Origin of the sequence: Streptococcus sp. IsoGale022 (genome assembly GCF_031142805.1) — a bacterium.
Lineage (GTDB): Bacteria > Bacillota > Bacilli > Lactobacillales > Streptococcaceae > Streptococcus > Streptococcus sanguinis_A.
On record NZ_JAKZJI010000003.1, the window covers coordinates 60,718 to 82,559 of the forward strand.

The 21,842-nt window shown below is 45.7% G+C and carries 18 protein-coding genes, 1 pseudogene and 1 riboswitch; of the genes and pseudogenes, 2 read left to right on the plus strand and 17 right to left on the minus strand.

The genetic code is table 11. The annotated features are described in order from the left end of the window. Positions 1-74: 74 nt before the first annotated feature. The 12 genes from rlmD to RG608_RS02755 form a co-directional block, all read right to left on the minus strand. Entirely contained in the window at positions 75-1,445 is a 1,371-nt protein-coding gene (rlmD, locus tag RG608_RS02700) for a 23S rRNA (uracil(1939)-C(5))-methyltransferase RlmD (RefSeq protein WP_308946519.1), read from the minus strand. A gap of 84 nt (positions 1,446-1,529) precedes the next feature. Continuing rightward, the gene (locus RG608_RS02705) at positions 1,530-2,879 is read right to left on the minus strand and encodes an LCP family protein (protein ID WP_308946520.1); all 1,350 of its coding nucleotides are present in this window, start codon (positions 2,877-2,879) and stop codon (positions 1,530-1,532) included. An 18-nt stretch (positions 2,880-2,897) separates the two neighbouring features. Further along, complete coding sequence (gene pheA / locus RG608_RS02710) at positions 2,898-3,731, minus strand: prephenate dehydratase (protein WP_268687343.1); 834 nt, start codon at positions 3,729-3,731, stop codon at positions 2,898-2,900. Further along, positions 3,728-4,204 (minus strand): shikimate kinase, encoded by a 477-nt coding sequence (locus RG608_RS02715; protein ID WP_049542986.1) that lies wholly within the window; start codon positions 4,202-4,204, stop codon positions 3,728-3,730. Before RG608_RS02715 ends, pheA begins: the two co-directional genes overlap by 4 nt. Continuing rightward, positions 4,197-5,480 carry a 3-phosphoshikimate 1-carboxyvinyltransferase gene (gene aroA / locus RG608_RS02720; RefSeq protein WP_308946521.1) on the minus strand — a complete coding sequence of 428 codons (1,284 nt, stop codon included), beginning with the start codon at positions 5,478-5,480 and terminating at the stop codon, positions 4,197-4,199. The genes RG608_RS02715 and aroA overlap by 8 nt, the downstream gene beginning before the upstream one ends. A gap of 131 nt (positions 5,481-5,611) precedes the next feature. Continuing rightward, positions 5,612-5,950 (minus strand): YlbF/YmcA family competence regulator, encoded by a 339-nt coding sequence (locus tag RG608_RS02725; protein WP_308946522.1) that lies wholly within the window; start codon positions 5,948-5,950, stop codon positions 5,612-5,614. A gap of 18 nt (positions 5,951-5,968) precedes the next feature. Then, complete coding sequence (locus RG608_RS02730) at positions 5,969-7,075, minus strand: prephenate dehydrogenase (protein ID WP_308946523.1); 1,107 nt, start codon at positions 7,073-7,075, stop codon at positions 5,969-5,971. A 15-nt stretch (positions 7,076-7,090) separates the two neighbouring features. Then, positions 7,091-8,257, minus strand: a complete 1,167-nt coding sequence (gene aroC, locus RG608_RS02735; protein ID WP_308946524.1) for a chorismate synthase — start codon at positions 8,255-8,257, stop codon at positions 7,091-7,093. Positions 8,258-8,347: 90 nt separating this feature from the next. After that, on the minus strand, positions 8,348-9,415 hold the full coding sequence (aroB, locus tag RG608_RS02740; RefSeq protein ID WP_308946525.1) for a 3-dehydroquinate synthase: 1,068 nt from the start codon (positions 9,413-9,415) through the stop codon (positions 8,348-8,350). Positions 9,416-9,426: 11 nt separating this feature from the next. After that, complete coding sequence (locus RG608_RS02745; RefSeq protein WP_308946526.1) at positions 9,427-10,281, minus strand: shikimate dehydrogenase; 855 nt, start codon at positions 10,279-10,281, stop codon at positions 9,427-9,429. After that, complete coding sequence (gene aroD / locus RG608_RS02750) at positions 10,271-10,948, minus strand: type I 3-dehydroquinate dehydratase (protein ID WP_308946527.1); 678 nt, start codon at positions 10,946-10,948, stop codon at positions 10,271-10,273. The genes RG608_RS02745 and aroD overlap by 11 nt, the downstream gene beginning before the upstream one ends. Further along, positions 10,945-12,108: a class I SAM-dependent rRNA methyltransferase gene (locus RG608_RS02755; protein ID WP_308946528.1), complete on the minus strand. Its 1,164-nt coding sequence runs from the start codon at positions 12,106-12,108 to the stop codon at positions 10,945-10,947. Before RG608_RS02755 ends, aroD begins: the two co-directional genes overlap by 4 nt. Positions 12,109-12,358: 250 nt before the next feature. Between RG608_RS02755 and RG608_RS02760 the strand changes: the two genes are divergently transcribed. Then, positions 12,359-14,554 (plus strand): LTA synthase family protein, encoded by a 2,196-nt coding sequence (locus RG608_RS02760; RefSeq protein ID WP_308946529.1) that lies wholly within the window; start codon positions 12,359-12,361, stop codon positions 14,552-14,554. Between the two features lie 53 nt (positions 14,555-14,607). Here the strand turns inward: RG608_RS02760 and pulA are convergent. From pulA to RG608_RS02780, 4 genes and pseudogenes are all read right to left on the minus strand, one after another. Next, a pseudogene (gene pulA, locus RG608_RS02765) lies at positions 14,608-16,905 on the minus strand (type I pullulanase). 23 nt (positions 16,906-16,928) lie between these two features. After that, entirely contained in the window at positions 16,929-17,879 is a 951-nt protein-coding gene (locus RG608_RS02770; protein ID WP_002906169.1) for a diacylglycerol kinase family lipid kinase, read from the minus strand. Between the two features lie 9 nt (positions 17,880-17,888). Beyond that, entirely contained in the window at positions 17,889-19,847 is a 1,959-nt protein-coding gene (gene ligA / locus RG608_RS02775; RefSeq protein WP_268687353.1) for an NAD-dependent DNA ligase LigA, read from the minus strand. 105 nt (positions 19,848-19,952) lie between these two features. After that, positions 19,953-20,468 carry a QueT transporter family protein gene (locus tag RG608_RS02780; RefSeq protein WP_268687354.1) on the minus strand — a complete coding sequence of 172 codons (516 nt, stop codon included), beginning with the start codon at positions 20,466-20,468 and terminating at the stop codon, positions 19,953-19,955. Next, positions 20,466-20,588: riboswitch (PreQ1 riboswitch) on the minus strand. Its footprint overlaps the gene before it by 3 nt. Positions 20,589-20,616: 28 nt before the next feature. Between RG608_RS02780 and RG608_RS02785 the strand changes: the two genes are divergently transcribed. Further along, positions 20,617-21,057, plus strand: coding sequence for a GtrA family protein (locus tag RG608_RS02785; protein WP_268687355.1), 441 nt, complete (start codon positions 20,617-20,619; stop codon positions 21,055-21,057). Between the two features lie 70 nt (positions 21,058-21,127). On the opposite strand, the gene RG608_RS02790 is transcribed toward RG608_RS02785, so the two are convergent. Next, positions 21,128-21,835: a B3/4 domain-containing protein gene (locus RG608_RS02790; RefSeq protein WP_268687356.1), complete on the minus strand. Its 708-nt coding sequence runs from the start codon at positions 21,833-21,835 to the stop codon at positions 21,128-21,130. Positions 21,836-21,842 lie beyond the last annotated feature (7 nt).

Here is a 21,842-nt window from a genome sequence, read left to right on the forward strand (position 1 = left end):
ACAGCTGTTACCGTATCGTTTCGTCATAATTTCCTCATTCTACGAGTCCTATCCCATGGGCGGATCATCTACTTCTACTTCGCTGATGCCTCAGCTCGAACAAGCAATCCTACACACTCCACATGATGCGTTTGCGGAAATAAATCCACCGGCTGGACTTTCTTCAACTCATATCCTAATTCTTGATAGAGTTTGATATCACGCGCCATAGTAGCGACATTGCAGGAGATATAAGTGATTTTCTTGGGCTCCATGCTGACGCTGGCTTTGATGAAGCTCTCTGTCAGGCCTTTTCGTGGTGGATCGACTAGAATGACATCCGCTTGGATGCCCTCTTTAAGCCAGTTTTGGATGGCTTCTTCAGCAGGAGCGCAGACATAGCTGGCATTGGCAATGCCATTGATTTCTGCGTTCTTTCGACTATTTTCGACCGCTTCTGGGATCACTTCCACACCATAGACCTGCTTGACATGTTTAGCAACAGAGAGCCCAATCGTCCCGATACCTGAGTAGGCATCAATAACCACATCATCTGCAGTCAGCTCGGAAAAGTCAATGGCTATCTGATAGAGCTTTTCTGCCATTTCGGTATTGACTTGGTAAAAGGCCGGTGCAGCAATCTGGAAGTCATTTCCCAGCATCTGGTCGGTAATGTAGTCTTGGCCATAAAGCGTTCGCCAGTCTTTTCCGAAAATCGCATTACCCGGCTGGTCGTTGATATTCTGCATGATGGACTTGATAGCTGGGAAGGCTTCTGTCAAGCGCTCCATCATCTGCTCCACTCGGAATATCTTCGGACGGGTTGTGACTAGGATTACCATGATTTCCCCTGAATAATGCCCACGGCGAACAACTAGATTGCGAATGAGTCCAGTCTTTTCTTGCTCATCATAAGGTTTGAGGTCAAAACGACGCAGCAAGTCGCGTGTAAAGAGGATAACTTGATCAATAATTGGGTCCTGAATATAGAAATCTTCAATCGGCAGGAGGTCATGGGAATTTTTACGGAAAAATCCTGTTTCCAGCTGGCCATTGACGCGGCGGACAGGCACTTGAGCCTTATTACGGTAGCCCAGCGGCTGCTCCATACCAAGTGTCGGTGGCACTTCAACATCAGACAAACCAGCAATCTTATAGAGACTGTCCTTGACCTGTTTACGTTTGAAGTCCAGCTGGGCTAGATAGTTCAGATGCCCCAAGTCAGCAATACCCGTACGCAGATAGGCCATATCAAGATTTTCATTGCGCTGGTCTGAAATACGGAGAAATTCCTCTACCTTGCCAAAGCCAATTTTTTTGTTGACCTTGAGCACACGCATGCGAATGAGTTCACCCGGCAGGGCATTTTCCACAAAGAAAACCAGGCCTTCTGCCTTGGCCACCCCTGCTCCCTCATGGCTCAGATCCACGATTTCAACTTCAATCATATCATTCTTTTTTAACATATTTTTCTCTTTCTGCTTTATCGCTCTGCCATTTCCCAAAAGAAAAGGCAGGACATCGTCCTACCTTTCATTATATCATATATCTTATCTGAGACCCATTTGCTGCAGTCTTTCTTTATAGGCTTCAAAGTCAATCAAGAGCCCTTGGCCACCGTACATGTCATAGGTATCAACCCAGTCGCCATTTTCCGGAATCGTCAGGCGCTCAACCCCATTGCGGGAATCTCCTGCCATAGAGAGACCATTAGTCAAAAGGAAGCTGTAAGGCACATTGGTCGAAGTCAAGGCAAAGACCTTACCTAGGGCCTCTGACCCAGTAAAGAGCTTAGTCGGATCTTTGACCTGCTGGAAAACAGCTGTCAAAATTTCCTGCTGGCGGCGGGTTCGGCCAAAGTCACCCTCGTCATCCTTACGGAAGCGAGCGTAGTTGAGCAAGGTCCGACCATCCATCTGCTGCTGACCAACCTTGATGGTTTGGTTGGGGACCACACCGTCTTTCATATTTAAGTCGTCTGGCACTTCAACTTCTGTTACCTTTTCCCCATCAATCGTTGAGAACTGGGCATTCATGCTGACACCATTTGGGAAAAGGGTATCAATAGCTGTTGCAAAGGTCTGGAAATCTACCAGTGCATAATATTTGATGTCCAAATCGAAATTATCTTTGAGCATCTGGCGGACATAGTCTGCACCGCGGTTGTGGTTTTGCTCCCCAATCGTGTAGGCAGAATTGAGCTTTTGGTCATAGTAATCTGCCTGCGACGGATCCGTGTACTCATTGCTGACGCCATCGATGTGAATAAGGGTATCACGCATAAAGCTGACTAATTTCACCTTATGGTCCTTATTACCAACATTCAAGACCATAATGGAGTCGGTCCGTGTCTCAGTCGAGTCATCACCAACTCGGCCGTCCGTCCCAAGAATGAGGATATTCACTCCGTCCTTAGTATCCTTGCCGTCAAAGAATTCCGTTTCTGCCGGTTTAGAATTTCCATTATGAGCTGTCGTCAAGCCTTTGACAAACATGAAAATCATGCCCCCCAAGACCATCAGCAGGAAAATTCCTACCCAAAGCAAAATTCGTTTCAAGCGGATTTTTTTGCGGGGTTTCTTAGGCTTGTCTTGTCCCAGACCAGCTCCTGACAGAACTCCCGGCTCCTTCTTTTGCTTTCTGCTACGAGAAGAACGCTCAGGGTACTTGGGTAAGAGGCCAGAAGAATCCATTTCCACTGGCTCTTGCTCGTAGGTGTTGCTAGCCGTTTGCGGCTGCTCTTCATGGTCAGGCACACTGGCTGAACCTCCAATCCCCTTGGACTTCTGACGCAAATAGTCAAATTCTTTCTTTTCTTTAGCGTTTAGATAATAATAATTTTTATAGAGATAATCTAAGCGGAGCCGTTCATGATGGCTAAGATTTTCTGGTTTCTTCATCTCTTCTCCAATCTACCGCTACTTGTCCTGAATCAGAAACACACTGTAGCTACCAAAAATTTTATAAGTAATTCCTAGACTTGTCAACTCTTGATAGGCAAAATCCGCCAATTTTTTCTGCTCGTTGTCAATGTCAATAATGAAGAAATACTCTCCCAGAGCCGTTTTTAGAGGCCGACTCTCAATCTTGGTCAGGTCAATCCCACGCCAAGCGAAGGTCGACAAAGCCTTGTAGAGGGCACCAGGCAGATTGTCCGGCAAGGTCAAGGCCAGTGTCTGCTTGTCTCCTGTCTTAGCCAGTTGAAGCTCTGGCACCTCATGGCCCAAAATCCAGAAGCGGGTATAATTTTCTTCCATTTCCTGAATATCGCTGGCCGCTACTTTGAGCCCGTACTCTGCTGCAGCCGTGCGCGGGGCAATAGCCGCAAAATTCTTTTCAGGATGCTCTGCCACAAAACGAGCTGCATAGGCTGTACTTGCTGTTACCTCAATGGCCGCATGCGGATAATGCTGGCGGATGTATTTCTTTCCTTGGGCAATAGCCTGCGGGTGAGAAAATATTTTCTCAATTGGCTTTTCTAAATCCGTCACTAAAAGCTGTTGCTTGATGGGCTGCACAATCTCAGCCACCGCCTGAATGTCTGCTTGATGAAAGAGATAGTCCAAGGTTTCATGGACACTGCCCTCAATGGAATTTTCCACCGGAACAACCGAGTAATCCACTTCCCTAGCCTCATAAGCCTTCATGACCTCGGTGATATTCTGATAAGGCACCAAGTCCTCGCTGGGAAAGGCAGCTTGGGCTACATGGTGAGAAAAGGAGCCTCTAGGACCTAAAAATGCTATTTTCATTGAATTTCCTCAATAATTTCCTGCGGGCTTTTGAGCCTCGTATCAACAATCTGGGTCGCTACTTCCTCATACCAGGCCTGACGCTTCTCAAAAATCTGCTGCAAGTCTGACTTGCTCTGGTTTAAGAACAAGGGTCTCTCCTGCACTGCATCCTGCTGGATTCGCTGATAGAGCGTTTCAAAATCTGCTTTCAGGTAGATATTGTCAGCATTCTGAGTCAGTAATTTGCGATTTTCAGGGCTGACGACTACACCGCCGCCAGTTGAGACGACCAAGTCCGTATCGATTAACTCAGCTAAGAGTTGGGCTTCAGCAGACCGAAAGGCCGCTTCACCGTGCTGGTCAAAATAATCCTTGATTGACATGCCCAGCCGCTGGCAGAGCAGTTCATCCATATCGACAAAGTCTTGGGCTAAGCCTCTGGCCACTGTGGATTTTCCGGCTCCCATAAAGCCTAGCAATATCTTAGCCATGCATCAAGCCCTCCAAGTCGCTGAAGAAGCTTGGATAGCTGGTCTTAATGGCTTCAGACCGTTCAAGTTCCACCTGACCGCTTTGAGCCAACAAAGCAGCAATTGCCGTCATCATTCCGATACGATGGTCACCAAAGGTATTGACTTGGGCACCATGAAGAGGTGTTTTCCCTTCGATAATCATGCCGTCTTCCGTCGGGGTAATAGCTGCGCCCATGCTATTGAGAGCGTCTGCTACTACCTGGATACGGTCGGTTTCCTTGACCTTGAGCTCCTCTGCATCACGAATGACAGTCCGTCCCTGAGCCTGAGTCGCAAGAAGCGCAATAATCGGCAACTCATCAATCAAGCGTGGGATAATCTCGCCGCCAATCTCAGTGCCCTTAAGCTCAGACGTCTCAACAGTGATAGTTGCAGACTTTGCTACTGGATCGACATCTGACAGCACCATTTGTCTGCCCATAGCCTCTATGACTTCTAAAATGCCTGTACGAGTTTCATTGATGCCGACATTTTCTAAAACAATCTTGGAGTCCGGCACAATCAATCCAGCCACCAGCCAGAAGGCCGCGCTGGAAATGTCACCCGGAACCGTCACTTCCTGAGCAGTAAATTCCTGACCACCTTGAATGCGGATTTCCTTGCCCTCAACCTCAATTTGCCCGCCAAACTGGGCAATCATATCTTCCGTATGATTGCGGGTGATTTCCTTTTCAATAATAACCGACTCTCCCTGAGCCTGCAGGGCAGCAAAAATCAAGGCCGACTTAACCTGAGCAGAAGCCACTGGCAGCTGATAATGAATAGGCTGCAGTTCCCTGCTGCCTTTCATCTTGAGCGGTGGTAAATCACGCTCGGTCCGACCAGCAATCTCGACTCCCATCTGCCTCAGAGGAATGGTCACCCGATCCATAGGACGCTTGGATAGACTATCGTCACCGAACATCTCCGCTTCGAAATCCTGGCCGGCCAAGACACCAGAAATCAAACGGATAGACGTTCCAGAATTGCCCATATCCAGCTTATTTTTCGGTGCTTGCAGACCTTCAAATCCTACGCCATGTATCTTGACTAGATTTCCATCGTCCTCAATCTGCACGCCTAAGTCACGAAAAACCTGCATGGTTGACAGCACATCTTCTCCTCGCAGAATGTCACGAACAGTAGTGACCCCCTTGGCCAAACTGCCAAAAATAATGGAACGGTGACTGATGGATTTATCTCCAGGTACGCGGATATGACCCTTCAGGCCTCTTACATTGGTTGATAATTTCATAGGTGACCTCGTACTTTCCTTTGTTGCTTCTTATTTTATCATAAAAAGACCAGAAATTCTTAAAATTTCTGGAATCCGAGCTGAAGCAAAAAGAATCCGGGTATTCATCCCAGATTCTTCATTTTATTAGCTTATTTAAGCAAATCCTGCACCGGATCAAAGATAATACGCTCGATATCCGCCAGATAGATGGACAGTTGCTGCTGCTTATTGAAGAATTCAGAAAGAACAGCATTGCCCTGAATCTTCTCGCCAAAGGAAGTCATCTTGTCCTGCACCTCCTGAGTCGGTACCTGACCAGTCTGAGCCAGCTGTTGCAGTTCTTGCTGGAAAGCCAGATAGTCTGCAAAAATAGCCTTCGCTTCGCTATTAGCATCTACTGCTTTCTTGCTTTCTACGACGGCCTTGTACTCAGGCAAATCACGCAGATTTCTGCTCAGTTCATTGGCTAAATCATAAATATTTGACATAGAGTTCTCCAATCTATATTAGTCTACGGACACTAGGTAATCCGTATTTTCTCTTACTATTGTAGCAGATTTTTCCAAATCTTGGCGATTTTTAAAGGTGATTTGCAGAATACCGTTGATATCTTCCCGGTTTTCCTCGTTAATACGAATATTGACGACAGAAATTCCGCGCAGAAGCTCCAAAATGCCCAAAATCGCATCTTCTTCGTCAGGCACTTCAATAAAGAGGTCATAAAAACTATCTACACCAGCACGTTTATGAATTTCCATCTGCTTGCGGCTTTGCCGTCCTCGGTCGAAAAATTCCCAGATAGCTGTCTCATCCTTAGCCTCAATCGCCGCAGCTACCTTGTCTAACTGGTTTTTAAAGTCTTCCAGCCGCTCCAAGATAGCTTCAGGGTTAGTCAAGAGAATAGAGGTCCACATACCTGGCTCACTCTCTGCAATCCGCGTCATATCTCGAAAACCGCCAGCTGCAAAAGACTGGGTCAGCTCATGCTCTTGGCTATAAGCTGCCGCTTGCTCCATAAGGCTGGAGGCTAAGATATGTGGAAAATGACTGATTTGACTGGTCACTCGGTCGTGCTCTGCAGGATCTACCTGAATAAAACGGGCATGAAGACCACTCAGCAAGCCTTTCATTTCCTCAAGCGTACCAGGCTTGGTCAAACTAGAGGGGGTGAAGATATAATAGGCATTTTCAAAGAGGTTGACATGGGCAGCCTTGGCTCCAGTCTTGTGACTTCCAGCCATGGGATGAGCACCAACAAAGCGGACAGCTTTATTTTGCAGATATCTTTCTGCGGCCGCCACAATTTCCGATTTAGTTGAGCCCGCATCTGAGATGATAACATTTTCCTTCAGGCCCAGCTCCGCTAGATCCTTGATAAATGCTATAGTCTGCTTGATAGGCACAGCTAGAATAATCACGTCAGCAAGAGGTGCAAAGGCCGCAAAATCATCCGTTACCCGGTCTACTATTCCCCGCTCTAATGCAACTCTGCGCGATTCTTCACTGCGATTGTAGCCAAGAATCTCTATCTCAGGATGAGCTCGCCTGATGCCCAGAGCCAAGGAAGCTCCAATCAGTCCCAGACCTGCGATATAGACTGTTTTTCTCTCCATGCCCACTCCTTTCTTCTAAAAGTTCTTGACAAATTCCCGATGGCGGGCTACCGCATCCTTTAGTTCTTCCAGATTATCCGAAGAGAACTTGTCCAGCACTTCTGTGGCCAGAACCGTCGTGACCACACTTTCCATAACTACACCCGCCGCTGGCAGAGCCGTAGGATCGCTCCGTTCCACTGTCGCCTTATAAGGCTCGTGGGTCTCAATATCCACACTCATCAGCGGCTTATAAAGAGTCGGAATTGGCTTCATAACCCCACGAACCACGATTGGCTGACCATTGGTCATACCTCCCTCAAAGCCGCCTAGATTATTAGTTCTGCGAGTGAAGCCATCTTCCTCAGACCAGAGGATTTCATCCATGACTTGACTGCCTTTGAGACGGCCGACTTCAAAGCCCACGCCAAACTCAACTCCCTTGAAAGCATTGATGGACACGACTCCTTGAGCAATCTTGGCGTCCAGCTTCTTGTCCCATTGGACATAGGAACCCAGACCGACCGGCACACCGCCAACAACAGTCTCAATGACACCACCGATGGTATCACCGTCTTTCTTAATCTGATCAATGTAGGCCTTGATTTCTTCTTCTCGCTCGGGATTGACAATGGAAACCTCTGACTGGGCAGCTCTTTCCTTGATTTCTGCTACAGTTAGATTATTCGGCACATCAATATCAATGCCACCAAAGGTTACGATATGACTGGCTACCTTTACACCGATTTCTTCCAGCAAACGCTTGGCTACTGCTCCGACTGCTACACGCATAGTCGTTTCACGCGCAGAAGAGCGCTCAAGGGAATTTCGCAAATCGTCAAAGCGGTATTTCATGCCCCCAACCAAGTCCGCATGACCAGGGCGTGGTTTGGTAATCTTGCGCAGCCCTTTTTTCTTTTCATCCACATCTGCCGCACTCATAATCTCCAGCCACTTCTGATGATCCAGATTTGTGACATTGAGGGTAATTGGACCGCCCATGGTCAAGCCATGCCGAACCCCAGACGTAATCTCGACTTGGTCACTTTCAATCTTCATGCGGGCACCGCGGCCGTACCCACCCTGGCGGCGCTTGAGCTCAGCATTGATATAGTCAGCGGTCAAAGGAAGACCAGCCGGCACCCCCTCAATAATAGCTGTCAGACGTGGTCCGTGGGATTCTCCTGCAGTTAAGTATCTCATACATTTTCTCCTATTTCTGGGATGGAAATACTGGACATTCTATCCGTTTTTCATCCAAACTGTCCAATCGTCTTAAACTCCATCTGGTACTTATTTCTTCAGAAATTCTTTCATCTCTTCCAGCGGAATCTGGTGAATACTAGCCGACCCTAGCTCGGGCACCAGTACTAGTTTGATAGAGTTGCCTCGTGCCTTCTTATCATGGGTCAAGGCCTGATAGAGAGCATTCTCATCCCAGGGCTGGTAATCCACCGGCAAACCAAACTTCTGGCACATCTGGATGATGTCTTCTGTGATCCCGACTGGCATAAGGCCTTTCTTTTCAGCGACACGGGAAACCTGTACCATGCCAATCGCTACAGCTTCACCATGCATGACCTTGCCGTATCCTGCTGTCGCTTCGATAGCGTGCCCAATAGTATGGCCGAAATTCAGATAGAGGCGGACGCCATTATCCAGCTCGTCCTCGACCACAATCTTACGCTTGACATCGCAAGAATGGTAAATGATGCTCTCCGCATGTTCCAAAATCGACTCTGGGCTGCCATTCATTTCTAAAAGCTCGTCCCAGAGTTCCTTATCCTCAATCAAGCCGTACTTGACCACCTCGCCCATACCTTCAATCAGTTCCCGCTGGCCCAAGGTATCCAAGACTTCTGGGTCAATCAGAACTCCGTCAGGCTGGGTAAAAGTCCCAACCATATTCTTGGCCCAAGGTGTATTGACACCTGTCTTACCGCCGATAGAGGAGTCCACTTGAGCTGTCAGACTGGTAGGAATCTGCACGAAATGAACGCCCCGCATGTAGGTTGAAGCAACAAATCCTGCCAAATCACCAACAGCGCCGCCACCCAAGGCCACGATACCATCACTGCGAGTCAGACCAACCTTGACCAAAAACTCATAGACTTTGTTGACTGTCTTTAAGTTCTTGCTGGCTTCACCCTCCAAAAAGTCAAAGACAAAAGTCTCAAACCCAGCCGCTTCCAAGCTCAGCTTGACCTTTTCCGCATAGAGTCGAGCCACTCGATTGTCCGTGACGATAACCACCTTCTGAGGCTGCCAAAGCTGACTCAGCCAACTTCCAGCCTTAGATAAAGACCCCTTTTCGATGAGAATATCATAGGGATGATGCGGGAGATTTACGTTCAGTTTCATAAGGTGCCTCCTTATTTATACAATTCTTCTAAACACTGCCAAATTTCCTGACTGGGCATGGTTTTGCCAGTCCAAAGCTCAAAGGCTTCTGCTCCTTGATAAAGCAGCATACCAAGTCCATTGACCGCTGTGACATTTTGATTTCTGGCCCATTTGAGAAAGGGCGTTTCGAAAGGTTGGTAGATAACATCTGCAACTAAAATCTGGCTGGACAGTTCAAGCTGTTCATGCAGGGGCATGCTGATGCCATCCATACCTAGACTAGTCCCATTAACCAGAAGGTCTGATTGGTTTATTTTATCCTGCAAGCTATCCGCATCCTCCAAGGTTAGTACCTGGATACGACACTTGGTTTGGTGGCTGATAGCTGCCATCTTTCTGACAGTCTTCTTATAGGAAGCTTGCCGAGTAAAGACGAAAATTTCCTCTGCATTGTCCAAAGCTGCTTGAGCAATAATAGCTGTCGCTGCTCCACCTGCTCCCAAAATCGACATTTTTTTGCCCTGAATAGCAAAAGAAGGCAAGCTCTTAAAAAATCCCTTGCCATCTGTGTTATAACCAACTAAAATTCCATTTTTATTCACAACCGTATTGACTGCTCCGATAAGGCAGGCGCTGACATCAAGCTCGTCCAGATAAGGTATCACTTCCTGCTTATAGGGCATGGAAAGATTGACACCAAACATATCGTATCTGCGGATATTTTCTATACTGACCTGCAGATCCTTCGCTTCTACTTCCCAAGCTAGATAGACACCATTGACACCAGTCTTTTCAAAAGCCATATTGTGAATAAGAGGAGAAATACTGTGCTTAATTGGCTTGGCAACCACAGCAGCCATGCGGGTGTGGCCATTAATTCTCATTCAAAATCTCCTGGATTTTCTTCATATTGCTCAGAGAAATCTGACCAGGTGCTGACGCCATCTCCTGGCTGGCAAATGACCAACTGGAACCTGTCAAATCAGCCGCAATGCGTGAAATCTTGCCGACTTTTCCCATGGAAATGGTGACAAAATCTTGCTCAGGATTCAAAGTCTTGAAACCGCGAGTATAGTTCATCAAGTCCAGCACATCCTGCTCATTGTGAGCCATGACAGAAACCTTGACCACCTTAGGGGTCAGAGAAGTCAGCTCAGACAAGATTTCCATCATATTTTCAGGCGTCTCCTCGAAGTTATGGTAGCTCAGCACTAGATTAGGAAACTCCAGCATTTCTTCAAATTTCCCCTTGTGAGAGAAATATTCAAAGTCGATATAATCCGGCTGGTAAAAACCGGCTACTTCCTTGATGAGAGCTACGTATTCATCATCGGACAGTTCAATTTCTCCGCCTTCCTGACGGGTCCGCAAGGTGAAAATCAATTCACGTCCGGCAAATTTTTCAAAAATAGCTGGCGCAACATTTAAAATGTCATCCTTGGCCAGAAAATCTGCCCGCCATTCAATAATATCCGCTTCTTCGTAGCGTGATACATCAATTTCTTGAGCTTCTTCTAAACTCTTGGGCATTACAGAAACGACTAATTTCATTGGTCCACCTTTATTGTAAATACCTTGAGGTAATTACTGCTCCCGTCTTTTTTATTATAGACAAAGTCTGCTGGCAGGCCATACTCCGCAAGATAGCGGTGCTTTCTGCCGGCAAGGCCTTTTTCAATTTCTTGTTTAAACTTACTTTTGGAAAGATTGGCTGCATTGGTACTTAGAATCATGATTCCCTGAGGATTCAGGATTTCCAGAGCTTGTGCAACCAAACGATGATAATCTTTAGCAACCGAGAATGTCCGCTTTTTATTTCTAGCAAAGCTGGGCGGATCTATCACAATGACATCAAAGCTTAGATCGTGGCGCTTAGCGTATTTGAAATAATCAAAGACATCCATCACCTGAAAGCGATGCTGATCCAGTGTCAAACCATTGGCCAGAAAATGAGCCTCTGACAGCTCACGGCTGCGCTTGGCCAAATCAACTGAGACTGTCTGACTGGCACCGCCCATGGCTGCAGCTACTGAAAAAGCAGCTGTATAGGAAAACATATTGAGTAAACTTTTGCCAGCAGCCAGACCATCTACCAGACTAGCACACACATCGTGCTGATCCAGAAAGATACCGGTCATAAGACCGTCATTCAGAAAAACCTGATAGCGAACACCGTTCTCCAAGACTGTGAAGGTTTCCGGTGCTTCCTCTCCATAGAGATGAGTCGATTCGTAGTTCAAACCCTTGAAACGAATCTTTTCATAAGCTCCCTGAATCTCTGGGAAAACCTTAGCGAAGGCTGTCAGAATCTGCTCCTTGATAGCAAAGACAAAGTCATTGTACCAAGAAAAAAGCGCAAAGTTATTGTAGAAATCCACCGTGAAGCCACCGAAGCCATCCCCCTCTTGATTAAAGAGTCGAAAGGCTGTCGTGTCAGCCGAATGAAAATAAGTAGAACGTCTGCTCTTAGCCTGCTCAAAGAGAGTTTGAAAAAAATCCGAGTTCAGCTCTACCTTCTTCTGGGAAATCAGCCAGCCAACTCCCTTATTCTGAGGAGAGAGATAAGCTATGCCTAAGAACTTTCCCTGACGGTTTTGCAGCTCCACACATTGATTCTGAAGCGAAAGAGCGCCAAAATCCTTTTTATCTAATAAAAGAATGCCCTTTCTCAGTTTTTCTTCTGCCTCTTGACTAACAGTAAGTTTATTCATAAATTATATTATACCAAAGATTGTGAAAATTCTCAAAACATATTTTACATTTGAGTTAATAAAAGATTTCACAAACGAGTGCAAAACGACTATAAATCTCTCTATAGAGAGGATAAGGCTTTTATAGAAATATTACAATTTCGCCGATTTAAAATATCTCAAATGCGGCTCAAATTTTCCTTAACTGGAGAAATTATGTTATACTTAGAGGAGAAAATTTTTAGGAAATAAGACAAGGAAGTAACTTTTTGTGAAAAAAATAACCAAGAATTTACTCAATTTCATGAGTACGAGACTAGGTTTTGTCTTGATTTTACTGGTCCTCTATTGGATAAAAACCATGTGGGCCTACACGATTGATTTTAACCTCGATATTCAAGGTCTTTATCAAGTATTTTTAGCTATTATCAACCCTTTCCCTATCAGCCTCTTGCTGCTGGGACTGGCGCTTTATGTAAAACGAACCAAATTATTCTACAGCCTTGCCTTCGGAATCTATCTGCTCCTCTTTGCTTGGCTGGTATCTAATTCCATTTACTACCGTGAGTTCAGCGACTTTGTTACAGTCAATACTATGCTGGCTTCTAGCAGCGTTTCTGCTGGACTTGGGGAAGCAGCACTTGAGCTTTTCCGCCCTTGGGATATTCTTTATCTGATTGATTTCCCGATTTTGGCCTTCTTATTCTTTAAGAAATACATCCGCATGGATGACAGGCCTTTCAATAAACGCGCCAGCTTTGCTGTGACACCCCTGTCTGCCATGCTGTTCTCTGCCAACCTTTTCTTGGCTGAAATTGACCGGCCTGAGCTCTTGTCACGTGGATTTTCCAACTATTATGTCGTTCGGGCTCTGGGCTTGCCAGCCTTTCTAGGTTACAGTGCCAACCAGACATATACTGCCAATCGTGAGCGCTCCAAAGCTTCTGAAAAAGACTTGGAACCAGTAACAGAATATATCCAATCCCACTATGCGGAACCAAATCCAGAATATTACGGGATTGCCAAGGGTCGCAATGTCATCTATGTCCATCTGGAAAGCTTCCAGCAATTCCTGATTGACTATAAGCTACAGGCAGATGGGAAAGAGTACGAGGTGACACCTTTCCTCAATTCCCTCTACCACTCCAATTCGACTCTGGCTTTCTCTAATGTCTTCAATCAGGTCAAGGCTGGTAAGACTTCTGATGCTGAAACTATGATTGAAACTGGGCTCTTCGGTCTCAATCAAGGATCCTTCATGGTCAACTACGGTGGTACCAATACCCAGCAAGCAGCTCCTTTTATTCTTTCCAAAAATGGCGGCTACACTTCTGCTGTTTTCCATGGAAATACTGGAAGCTTCTGGAATCGCAATACAGCTTACAAGCAATGGGGTTATAACCATTTCTTTGATGCGTCTTACTTTACCAAGCAGGACGACACCAACTCCTTCCAGTACGGCTTGAATGACAAGATTATGCTGAAAGATTCCATCAAATACCTGGAACACCTACAGCAGCCTTTCTATGCTAAGTATATCACGGTTTCCAATCACTATCCTTACACGACAAGTCTGATTGGCGACGAAATTGGCTTCCCGCTGGCTAAGACCAAGGATGAAACCATCAACGGCTACTTTGCCACTGCTAACTATCTAGATTCTTCTGTCAAGGCCTTGTTTGACTATCTCAAAGAATCTGGCCTCTATGACAACTCTATTATCGTTCTCTATGGAGACCATTTTGGAATTTCCCAAACCCGTAATCCTAACTTGGCCCCTCTTGTAGGCAAATCCTCTGAGACTTGGTCCAATTATGACAATGCTATGATGCAGCGCGTACCATACATGGTAGTGGTACCTGGCATGGACAAAGGAAAGATCATTGATACCTACGGCGGTCAAGTAGATATGCTGCCAACATTGGAGCATTTGCTAGGCATTGACTCTAAAAACTACCTTCAGGTTGGACAAGACCTGCTATCAACTCAGCATCAGCAAATCACAGCATTCCGATCCAGCAATAACTTTGTCACTCCAAAATACACTAGCTTCAACGGACGGACCTACTACACCCAAACCGGTGAGGAAATTACCAATCCAGATGAAACTATCAAGAAAGAACTGGATGAGATTCGCAATGCCGCTAATACCCAGCTTAAGATGAGTGATGCAATTCAAACAGGTGACTTGATTCGCTTCTACAAGGGAAATGACTTAGGCAAGGTCAACCCTAAAGATTACTCTTATCTTAATTCAATGAAAGCCTTGTTGGCTATTGAAAAGGAAAAAGGCGACCAATCAACCAGTCTTTACTCTAAGCGAGGCAATGTCTCCACTGTGGACCTTTTTAACTCGCCAAGCTACCGGGCACTGCATCCAGAGCAGTTCCAAACTAGCAGCAGCGACGAAGACAGCAGTCAGGAAGACTCGAGCTCTTCCAGCTCTAGTTCCACAGCCAATCCATAGATAGCAAAAGCCTTAAGTCCAATGGACTTAAGGCTTTTCATGTAGCTAATAACTTATTGAATAACTTCAAAAACAGAAACCGTCAGATTTTCAACATAGAAAGGCTTCTTATGACGGCTATTGCCCACTATGAGACGTAGCTTGTCTGCATTAGGCAGATAGTAAGGAAGCCCGCTGGCATTAAAAATGACTTGATAATGCTTGTCATCCTTAATCTCAAAGATAATCAAGCCACTGCCCTGCTCTGCTGATTGAACAAAGACATGTTTATAAATATCTTCATAGGTCTGATAAGAAAAGGCCTTGCAGCTTGTCTTGAGACGAATGATGTCCTTGATAAAATCAATACTCTCTTGATGGTCCTGCAAAATATCCCAATTCACCTGATTGACTGCATCTGGCGCATTGTAGCTGTTCATAGCCCTTTCGCGATCGCTATGCAGGACTTGGCCGTCCTCCCCCGTAGCTACGAGCTTGGTTCGGGAAAATTCCTGTCCAACCTCCATGAAAGCCATGCCCTGCATGAGCAGGTTCATAGCAGTTGCCAGTTCAATCCGCTTGGTGAGAGTCAGAACATCATCGTCGGGATGCAGCTCCGCCAACAAATCATGCAGGTTGAAATTATCGTGTGCCTCCACGTAGTTAAGGACTTGATCAGGACTGAGATAGCTGCCTAGCTCACTGCTGCCAAGGATAGCCTTAGCGACGATATCCTCCGTCGCCTGACCACTGACAAAACCAGCCTTGATGCCGCCGTAAACTTCTGCTCCTTTGACCGCATCCCGCTCTGTATCATTGAAAAATCCAATCCGTGGAAGCTGGTAGGCATTGTCTTTCTTGGCCTTGTCTTCTGGCATCAGGCCCGTTCCCATATCCCAACCTTCTCCATAGAGCAGAATTCGTGGACCCACCTCATCCATAGCTTGACGGATGGCATTCATCGTTTCCACATCATGAATTCCCATCAGGTCGAAGCGGAAGCCATCTACATTGAACTCCTCTACCCAGTACAGCAGAGAGTCAATCATAAACTTGCGGAACATCTCGTGCTCGCTGGCTGTCTCACTCCCCACACCAGTTCCATTTTGGAAAGAGCCATTAGGATTCATCCGATAGTAATAATCCGGTACCGTAGCTTGGAAAGCAGAATCATAGGTCGAGTAGATGTGATTGTAAACAACATCCAGTGTCACCGAAATACCCGCATCATGGTAGGCCTGAATCATTGTTTTCAAATCTCGAATAGCCTGCGCTGGGTCGGCAGGATTGCTGGAAAAGCTAGTCTCCGGAGCATGATAGTTCTGTGGGTCATAGCCCCAGTTGTAAATCAGCTCTCCATTTTCATCATAGTCCTTGTGACGGTCAGAGACAGGCTGAAGCTGGACAACATTAACGCCTAAATCGCTGATATAGTCAAAACCTGTTTTTTGCCCTAGATGATTGGTAGTTCCTTTTTAACAGGCTCCCAAGAAGGTCCCGCGCAGCTGACTATCCACGCCAGAAGTCTCTGACTTGGTCAAATCCCGAATGTGCATCTCATAAATCACTGCCTGATTTGGATTGTCCAAACGCCAGAGAGCTTCTTTGCCTTGCCGAACTTGAAAACCAGCTACTTCAGTCTCATTTACCCCAAGAATCGCTGAGCGCTTGCCATCTGGACTGGTCGCAACAGTATAGGGATCACGAGTATAAAAATTGCGGTATTCAAAGCTAACATGGTAGTGATAAGTTTTGCCGGTCAAATCTTCTGCTATTTCAGTTGACCAGACACCGATGGTGTTTTCCTTATGGTCGTGAGAATATCGGCCTCCTTTTTGCATTGGGAAGATTTTATAAACAGGAGCTTGGTTGGCAGCAGATTCATAGACTACCAGCTCTACTTTCCTAGCTGTCGGTGCCCAAACTTTGAAAGTATGTGCGCCGTCCGTCTGACGGTGTCCCAACCAGCCTTGATAACCCCAACATTCATCGAAATAGTCTGTTCTCAGGGCCATATCAAAATTATGCGGACGCCGGCGTGAATACTGGTGACTTGTCGTTGCAGCCTGCAGGGAATAATACACCTGAGCATCTCCCTCAATCAGCCAAATTTCCGTAACCAGATGAGGAGGCAACAAATCAATATGATAGTCACAGGACTGGCTAGACCAGTCTGAACGTTTGATAATCACATGAGCGTGATTTAAGGGCTCCCAAGTCTCAAATGACAATTCCCCCTGAATACCAAAATAATCAAGTTTGGAAAAGGCTGCTTCCTTCCCCCATTGGTTTATTTGCCACTGCCACATATCATAGGAGAAATAATCTCCAGTCGGATTGTGGTAATGGACTAAGACTTTATAGTCTAGCATGTTCTTTCATCTCTTATCTAAAATTATTCTATTGAAAGGGCTGTCTGACTGATTTCATCAATATTGGCAAAAAACTCCAAATGTCCGTGCAGCACTTCCAGTTCAACAGGCGTATCACCGCCGTATTCTCCATCCAAATTCAGCATAAATGGACCTTTTTTATCTAAAATTTCCAGCTGCAGCTTGCTTGTTTTGAGGTATTCTACATTGATATCGCCAACGTGCTGACCGCCATTGATAGCCTGCATCATCAGACTCAGCATATCGAAGAGATTGGCTGTCTTGACTAAAATCAAGGTAAAATTGCCGTCGTCTAATTTGGTGTCTGGTGCTAGCTTTTCAAAACCACCAATAGAGTTAGTCAAAGCCGCAAACATCAGCGAAATCTTCCCTTCAAAGACACCGTGGTCGTGCTTGATACGAACCTTGCGGAACTTAGAGCGAGGGAGTTTTTTTGCTCCTTCTGCGACATAGGCAAAGTAGCCTAGGCGGGATTTAACTTCGCTAGGTACGCTATAAGTCAGCTCTGTTAGAGTTCCCGCTGCTGCAATATTGATAAAATACTTGTTCCCATAGGCCCGGCCAATATCCATCTTTATGGTCTGGTTCTTTTCAATAATGCGGGCTGCCGCTACTGGGTCTCCCATGGGAATCTTCAGAGCACGCGCATAGTCGTTGGTTGTGCCAGTTGGAATAAAGGCCAGTTTAGGCCGTTCATCCAGATTCGCCACGCCATTAACTACCTCATTGATGGTACCGTCGCCGCCTGCCGCAATAATCAAATCAAACCCTGCTTTTGCTGCCCTTTCAGCTTCTTTTTGAGCAGAAAGAGGCGCTGGAGTGGTTTGGTAGGCGCTGGTTTCATAGCCCACATCCTCCAAAACATCCAGAACTTCCGCTATATTTTTCTTAATAATTTCCTGTCCCGAAGTCGGGTTATAAATCAATCGTGCTCGTTTAATTTTATCCTTCATACTTCAGCCTCATAAGCTATCAAGCCAATCTTCATCCCGAATTTCAATTCCTAACTCCTGAGCCTTGGCTAGCTTGCTGCCAGCATCTTGGCCAGCCACTACCAGATCCGTTTTTTTAGAAACAGATCCAGAAACATTAGCACCCAGACTCTGCAATTTTTCCTTGGCTTGATTGCGTGTCAATTTTTGTAATTTACCAGTCAGGACAACCGTCATACCAGATAGGGCTGCATCAGCCGCTGCCTTTTGCCCCAGATAGTCCAGATTCACACCTGCTTCTTGTAGCTCCGCCAAAAGAATCTGAGAGCCTTCCTGCTCAAAATAGGTATGCAGGCTTTGGGCAATCACAGTTCCAAGACTGTCAATAGCTGCAATCTCTTCTTGGCTGGCCTGAGACAGCTTAGGAATATCATGGAATTTCTCCAGCAAAATCCGACTGGCCTTGCTTCCCACATGGCGAATCCCCAAGCCGAACAAGAGGCGTTCGGCCGAGTTTTCCTTGGAAGCTTGGATAGCAGTATACAATTTATTTGCTGATTTTTCCTTAAAGTTCTCTAGTTCTAGTAAATTTTCTACCGTCAGCCGATAGATTCCAGCCACATCCTTAACTAGATTTTGAGCAAAGAGCTTCTCAACCACTGCTGGACCAAGGCCAGTAATATTCATGGCATCTCGGCTGGCAAAGTGAATCAAGCCCTCCTTAATCTGGGCTGGACAAAGAGGATTGATGCAGCGCAGAGCGACTTCATCTTCAAAGTGCACTAGCTCACTCTCACAGCTCGGACAGTGACTTGGTATTTCCAGAGGTTCCTCTGAGACACGCTTGGACTCAACCACTCGCAAAACAGCAGGAATAATATCTCCCGCTTTATAGACGATAACGGTGTCTTTCTGACGAATATCCTTCTCCGCAATATAGTCCACATTGTGCAAAGTTGCTCGGCTGACAGTCGTTCCCGCTAGCTGAACTGGCGTCAGATTGGCTGTCGGAGTCACAACTCCCGTCCGACCTACTGTCCAGTCAACAGACAGGAGCTGGGCTTCCTTTTCCTCAGCTGGAAATTTATAGGCGATGGCCCACTTAGGTGCCTTGACAGTAAAGCCAAGTTCCTCTTGCACCGCCAAGTCATTAACCTTGATGACAATACCGTCAATCTCATAAGGCAGACTATCTCGCTCCTGAGCAATCTTTTCGATAAACTCCCAAACTGCTTCGATAGAATCCGCCAGAATATGAGTAGGATTGACTGAGAAGTCCAAAGCTGCCAGCTTGTTTAAGACTTCTTCTTGGCTGTCGACCTGAGTCGGACTCGCTTCTTGGTAGAGGAAAGTCGCTAGATTGCGCTTGGCCACAACTGCTGTGTCCAACTGCCGCAAGGTTCCTGCTGCCGCATTGCGGGGATTGGCAAACTCAGGCTCACCATTCTCCTGCCGCAGCTGATTGACCGCATCAAAGGAAGCCTTGGGCATGTAGCACTCTCCGCGAACCGTAATGTCCAGCGGTTCTTTCAAGGTCAGTGGAATATCCTTGACCCGCTTGAGATTTTCAGTGATATTTTCACCAACTGAGCCATCCCCCCGTGTCGCCCCTGCTACCAAGATTCCCTTTTCATAGGTCAGAGAAATAGAGAGCCCGTCAATCTTGAGCTCACAGAGATAAGAGACTTGTGGAAATTCCTTGCGAATCCTCTGGTCAAAAGCTATTAATTCTTCACGTGAAAAAGCATCCTGCAAACTAAAGAGAGGATACTGGTGTGGATATTTTTCAAATCCTTCTAAAATCTTCCCTCCCACCCGATGTGTCGGACTGTCAGGCAGGATATCGGTTGGGTACTTTTCTTCTAACTCCGCTAACTCACGATAGAGTCTGTCATACTCGCTGTCCGATACACTTGGCCTGTCTGACGTATAATATTCATGAGCATATCGGTTGAGCAATTTTACTAATTCTGACATTCTTTCTTTCATACTTCTATTTTATCACAAATACACAAAATCTTCCTCTATTTGTTCTCAATTCTTCCTAAAAAAGAAAGGGAGACAAAAAGAGCGGAAATTCCGCTCTCTGCTGTCTTATTTTGTCAAATCAATCCTTTTCGCAATCTGGTTAATAAGGATAGCTCCAACAATCAAGGAAGCAAATTCTCCAATGGCTGTTGTAAACCAAGTCAGGAAGAATGGATAGCCTTGCAAGAAGTGTAATTCTGCAGCAATGGTCACCATCGAAATAGAAAAGAAAACTGCAAAATAGAAATGATCCAAACGAATCAAGCCTTTAATCAGATATTGATTCTTATAGCGACTGAAAAGGTAGACACCCAGTGACAGGAAGACTAAAGTAGAACCACCACCAACAAAGACATCAACGATTCCAAAACTATAGAGATTGGCAATCATACAGCCAATAGTCACTCCCATGATATATTTCCGATTATAAAAGGCCATAAAGTTCATCATCTCAGAAATTCTGAACTGGTAAGCACCATAGCTTATAGCATTTAAAGGAGGCGTAATCGTTAGGGCAACATAAATAGCAGCAACAATGGCAATCTGAGCCAAATCACGAACTGTCAGTTTTTCTTGTTTCATGTTTTCTCCTTTAGCGGCTTTACCGCGTGTAATATGCTTGGCGAAAGAAGTTAAGCGCCAAGGGTTGCGTCACCAAGAGCTTGTCACTCTCTAGTTCGGCAACCCAACTAGTATAGCATAAATCCTGGAAATATGATAGACTATCTTTATGAAAACTTTAATCAAAAAATTCTTTGACAATGAGGTTCTGTCCTATCTCTTCTTTGGTGTGGCAGCTACCCTTGTTTATATGACTACTCGTCTCCTTATTTTCGCTCTTACAGGACAGACATTATTTGCGACCATTACTGCTAATGTCACAGCAGTACTTTTTGCCTTTATCACAAATGATACCATTGTCTTTAAGCAGCAACGCAAAGGTTGGCAAAAGCGACTTTTTAAATTTGCTCTGGCGCGTTCTGGCACTCTTTTGCTAGACATCATTCTTGCAAAATTATTAGTAGATACTTATCCTAATATTATCGGGCAATTTGTCAACAATAACCGCAATCTTATCAACTCTATCGAGTCACTTTTTTCTCAAGTACTTATTATTGTTCTCAACTATGTTTTCAGTAAAGTCTTTATCTTTGAAAACAAGAAAAACTAATTGACTATGATACTTCAACCTTAAAATATCAAATCTGGACCAGATAATTCTGATCCAGATTTTTATAGTCTTAAATTTCCAAGCTTGGATTATCAAGAGTCATATGAGTAATTTCACCTTTGACACCAAAATAGTCCTCAATCAGAGTCTGGAGTTCTGTCATAGCTGCTTGGGCGCGTGTTGCTTGCTCTTCATTAATGGCCTCAATGACCAAGATGGCGTCCTTGGTCTCCTCTGTCAGCATAGTCCGCTGGGCTTCTCTCCAGTTAAGGCAACGGCAGACAGCCCCCTCTTCATCATAGTAGATGATTTCTTCTGGCAGTGCTGGTGCGTCACTCTCAGCGCCCAGCGGGAAAAAGGCTTCCCCACCCTTGGCTTTTCCAAGATGAAGACCTCCGACAATCTTATCCAAATCCTCACCACCACATGGAACCGCATAAGACAGCGAGACACTGTTGTAGATATCAACCAAAGGATTGATTGGATGAAATTCCCGCCCCTGACTGACCCGCTTGAGCAGGGCTTCGATAGAAGAGCGCGCTCCTTTCTTAGTCTTGAATTGACTGAAGGCCTGTCGCCACTCCTGAATGACTTCATTTTGAGTGAAGTTCTCGTCTGGGATAAAGTCCTCAGCTCGCTTTGATCCCTTATCCAGCAGGGATTTGAAATATGGGTCCTTACTTTCTTCCACGCTATTATACAGCCCCTTGACCACTAAAATACTAATCTGAGCTTCTGGAAATACTTGCCAAAATTCATGTTCAACTGTAACTTTCATGATGCAC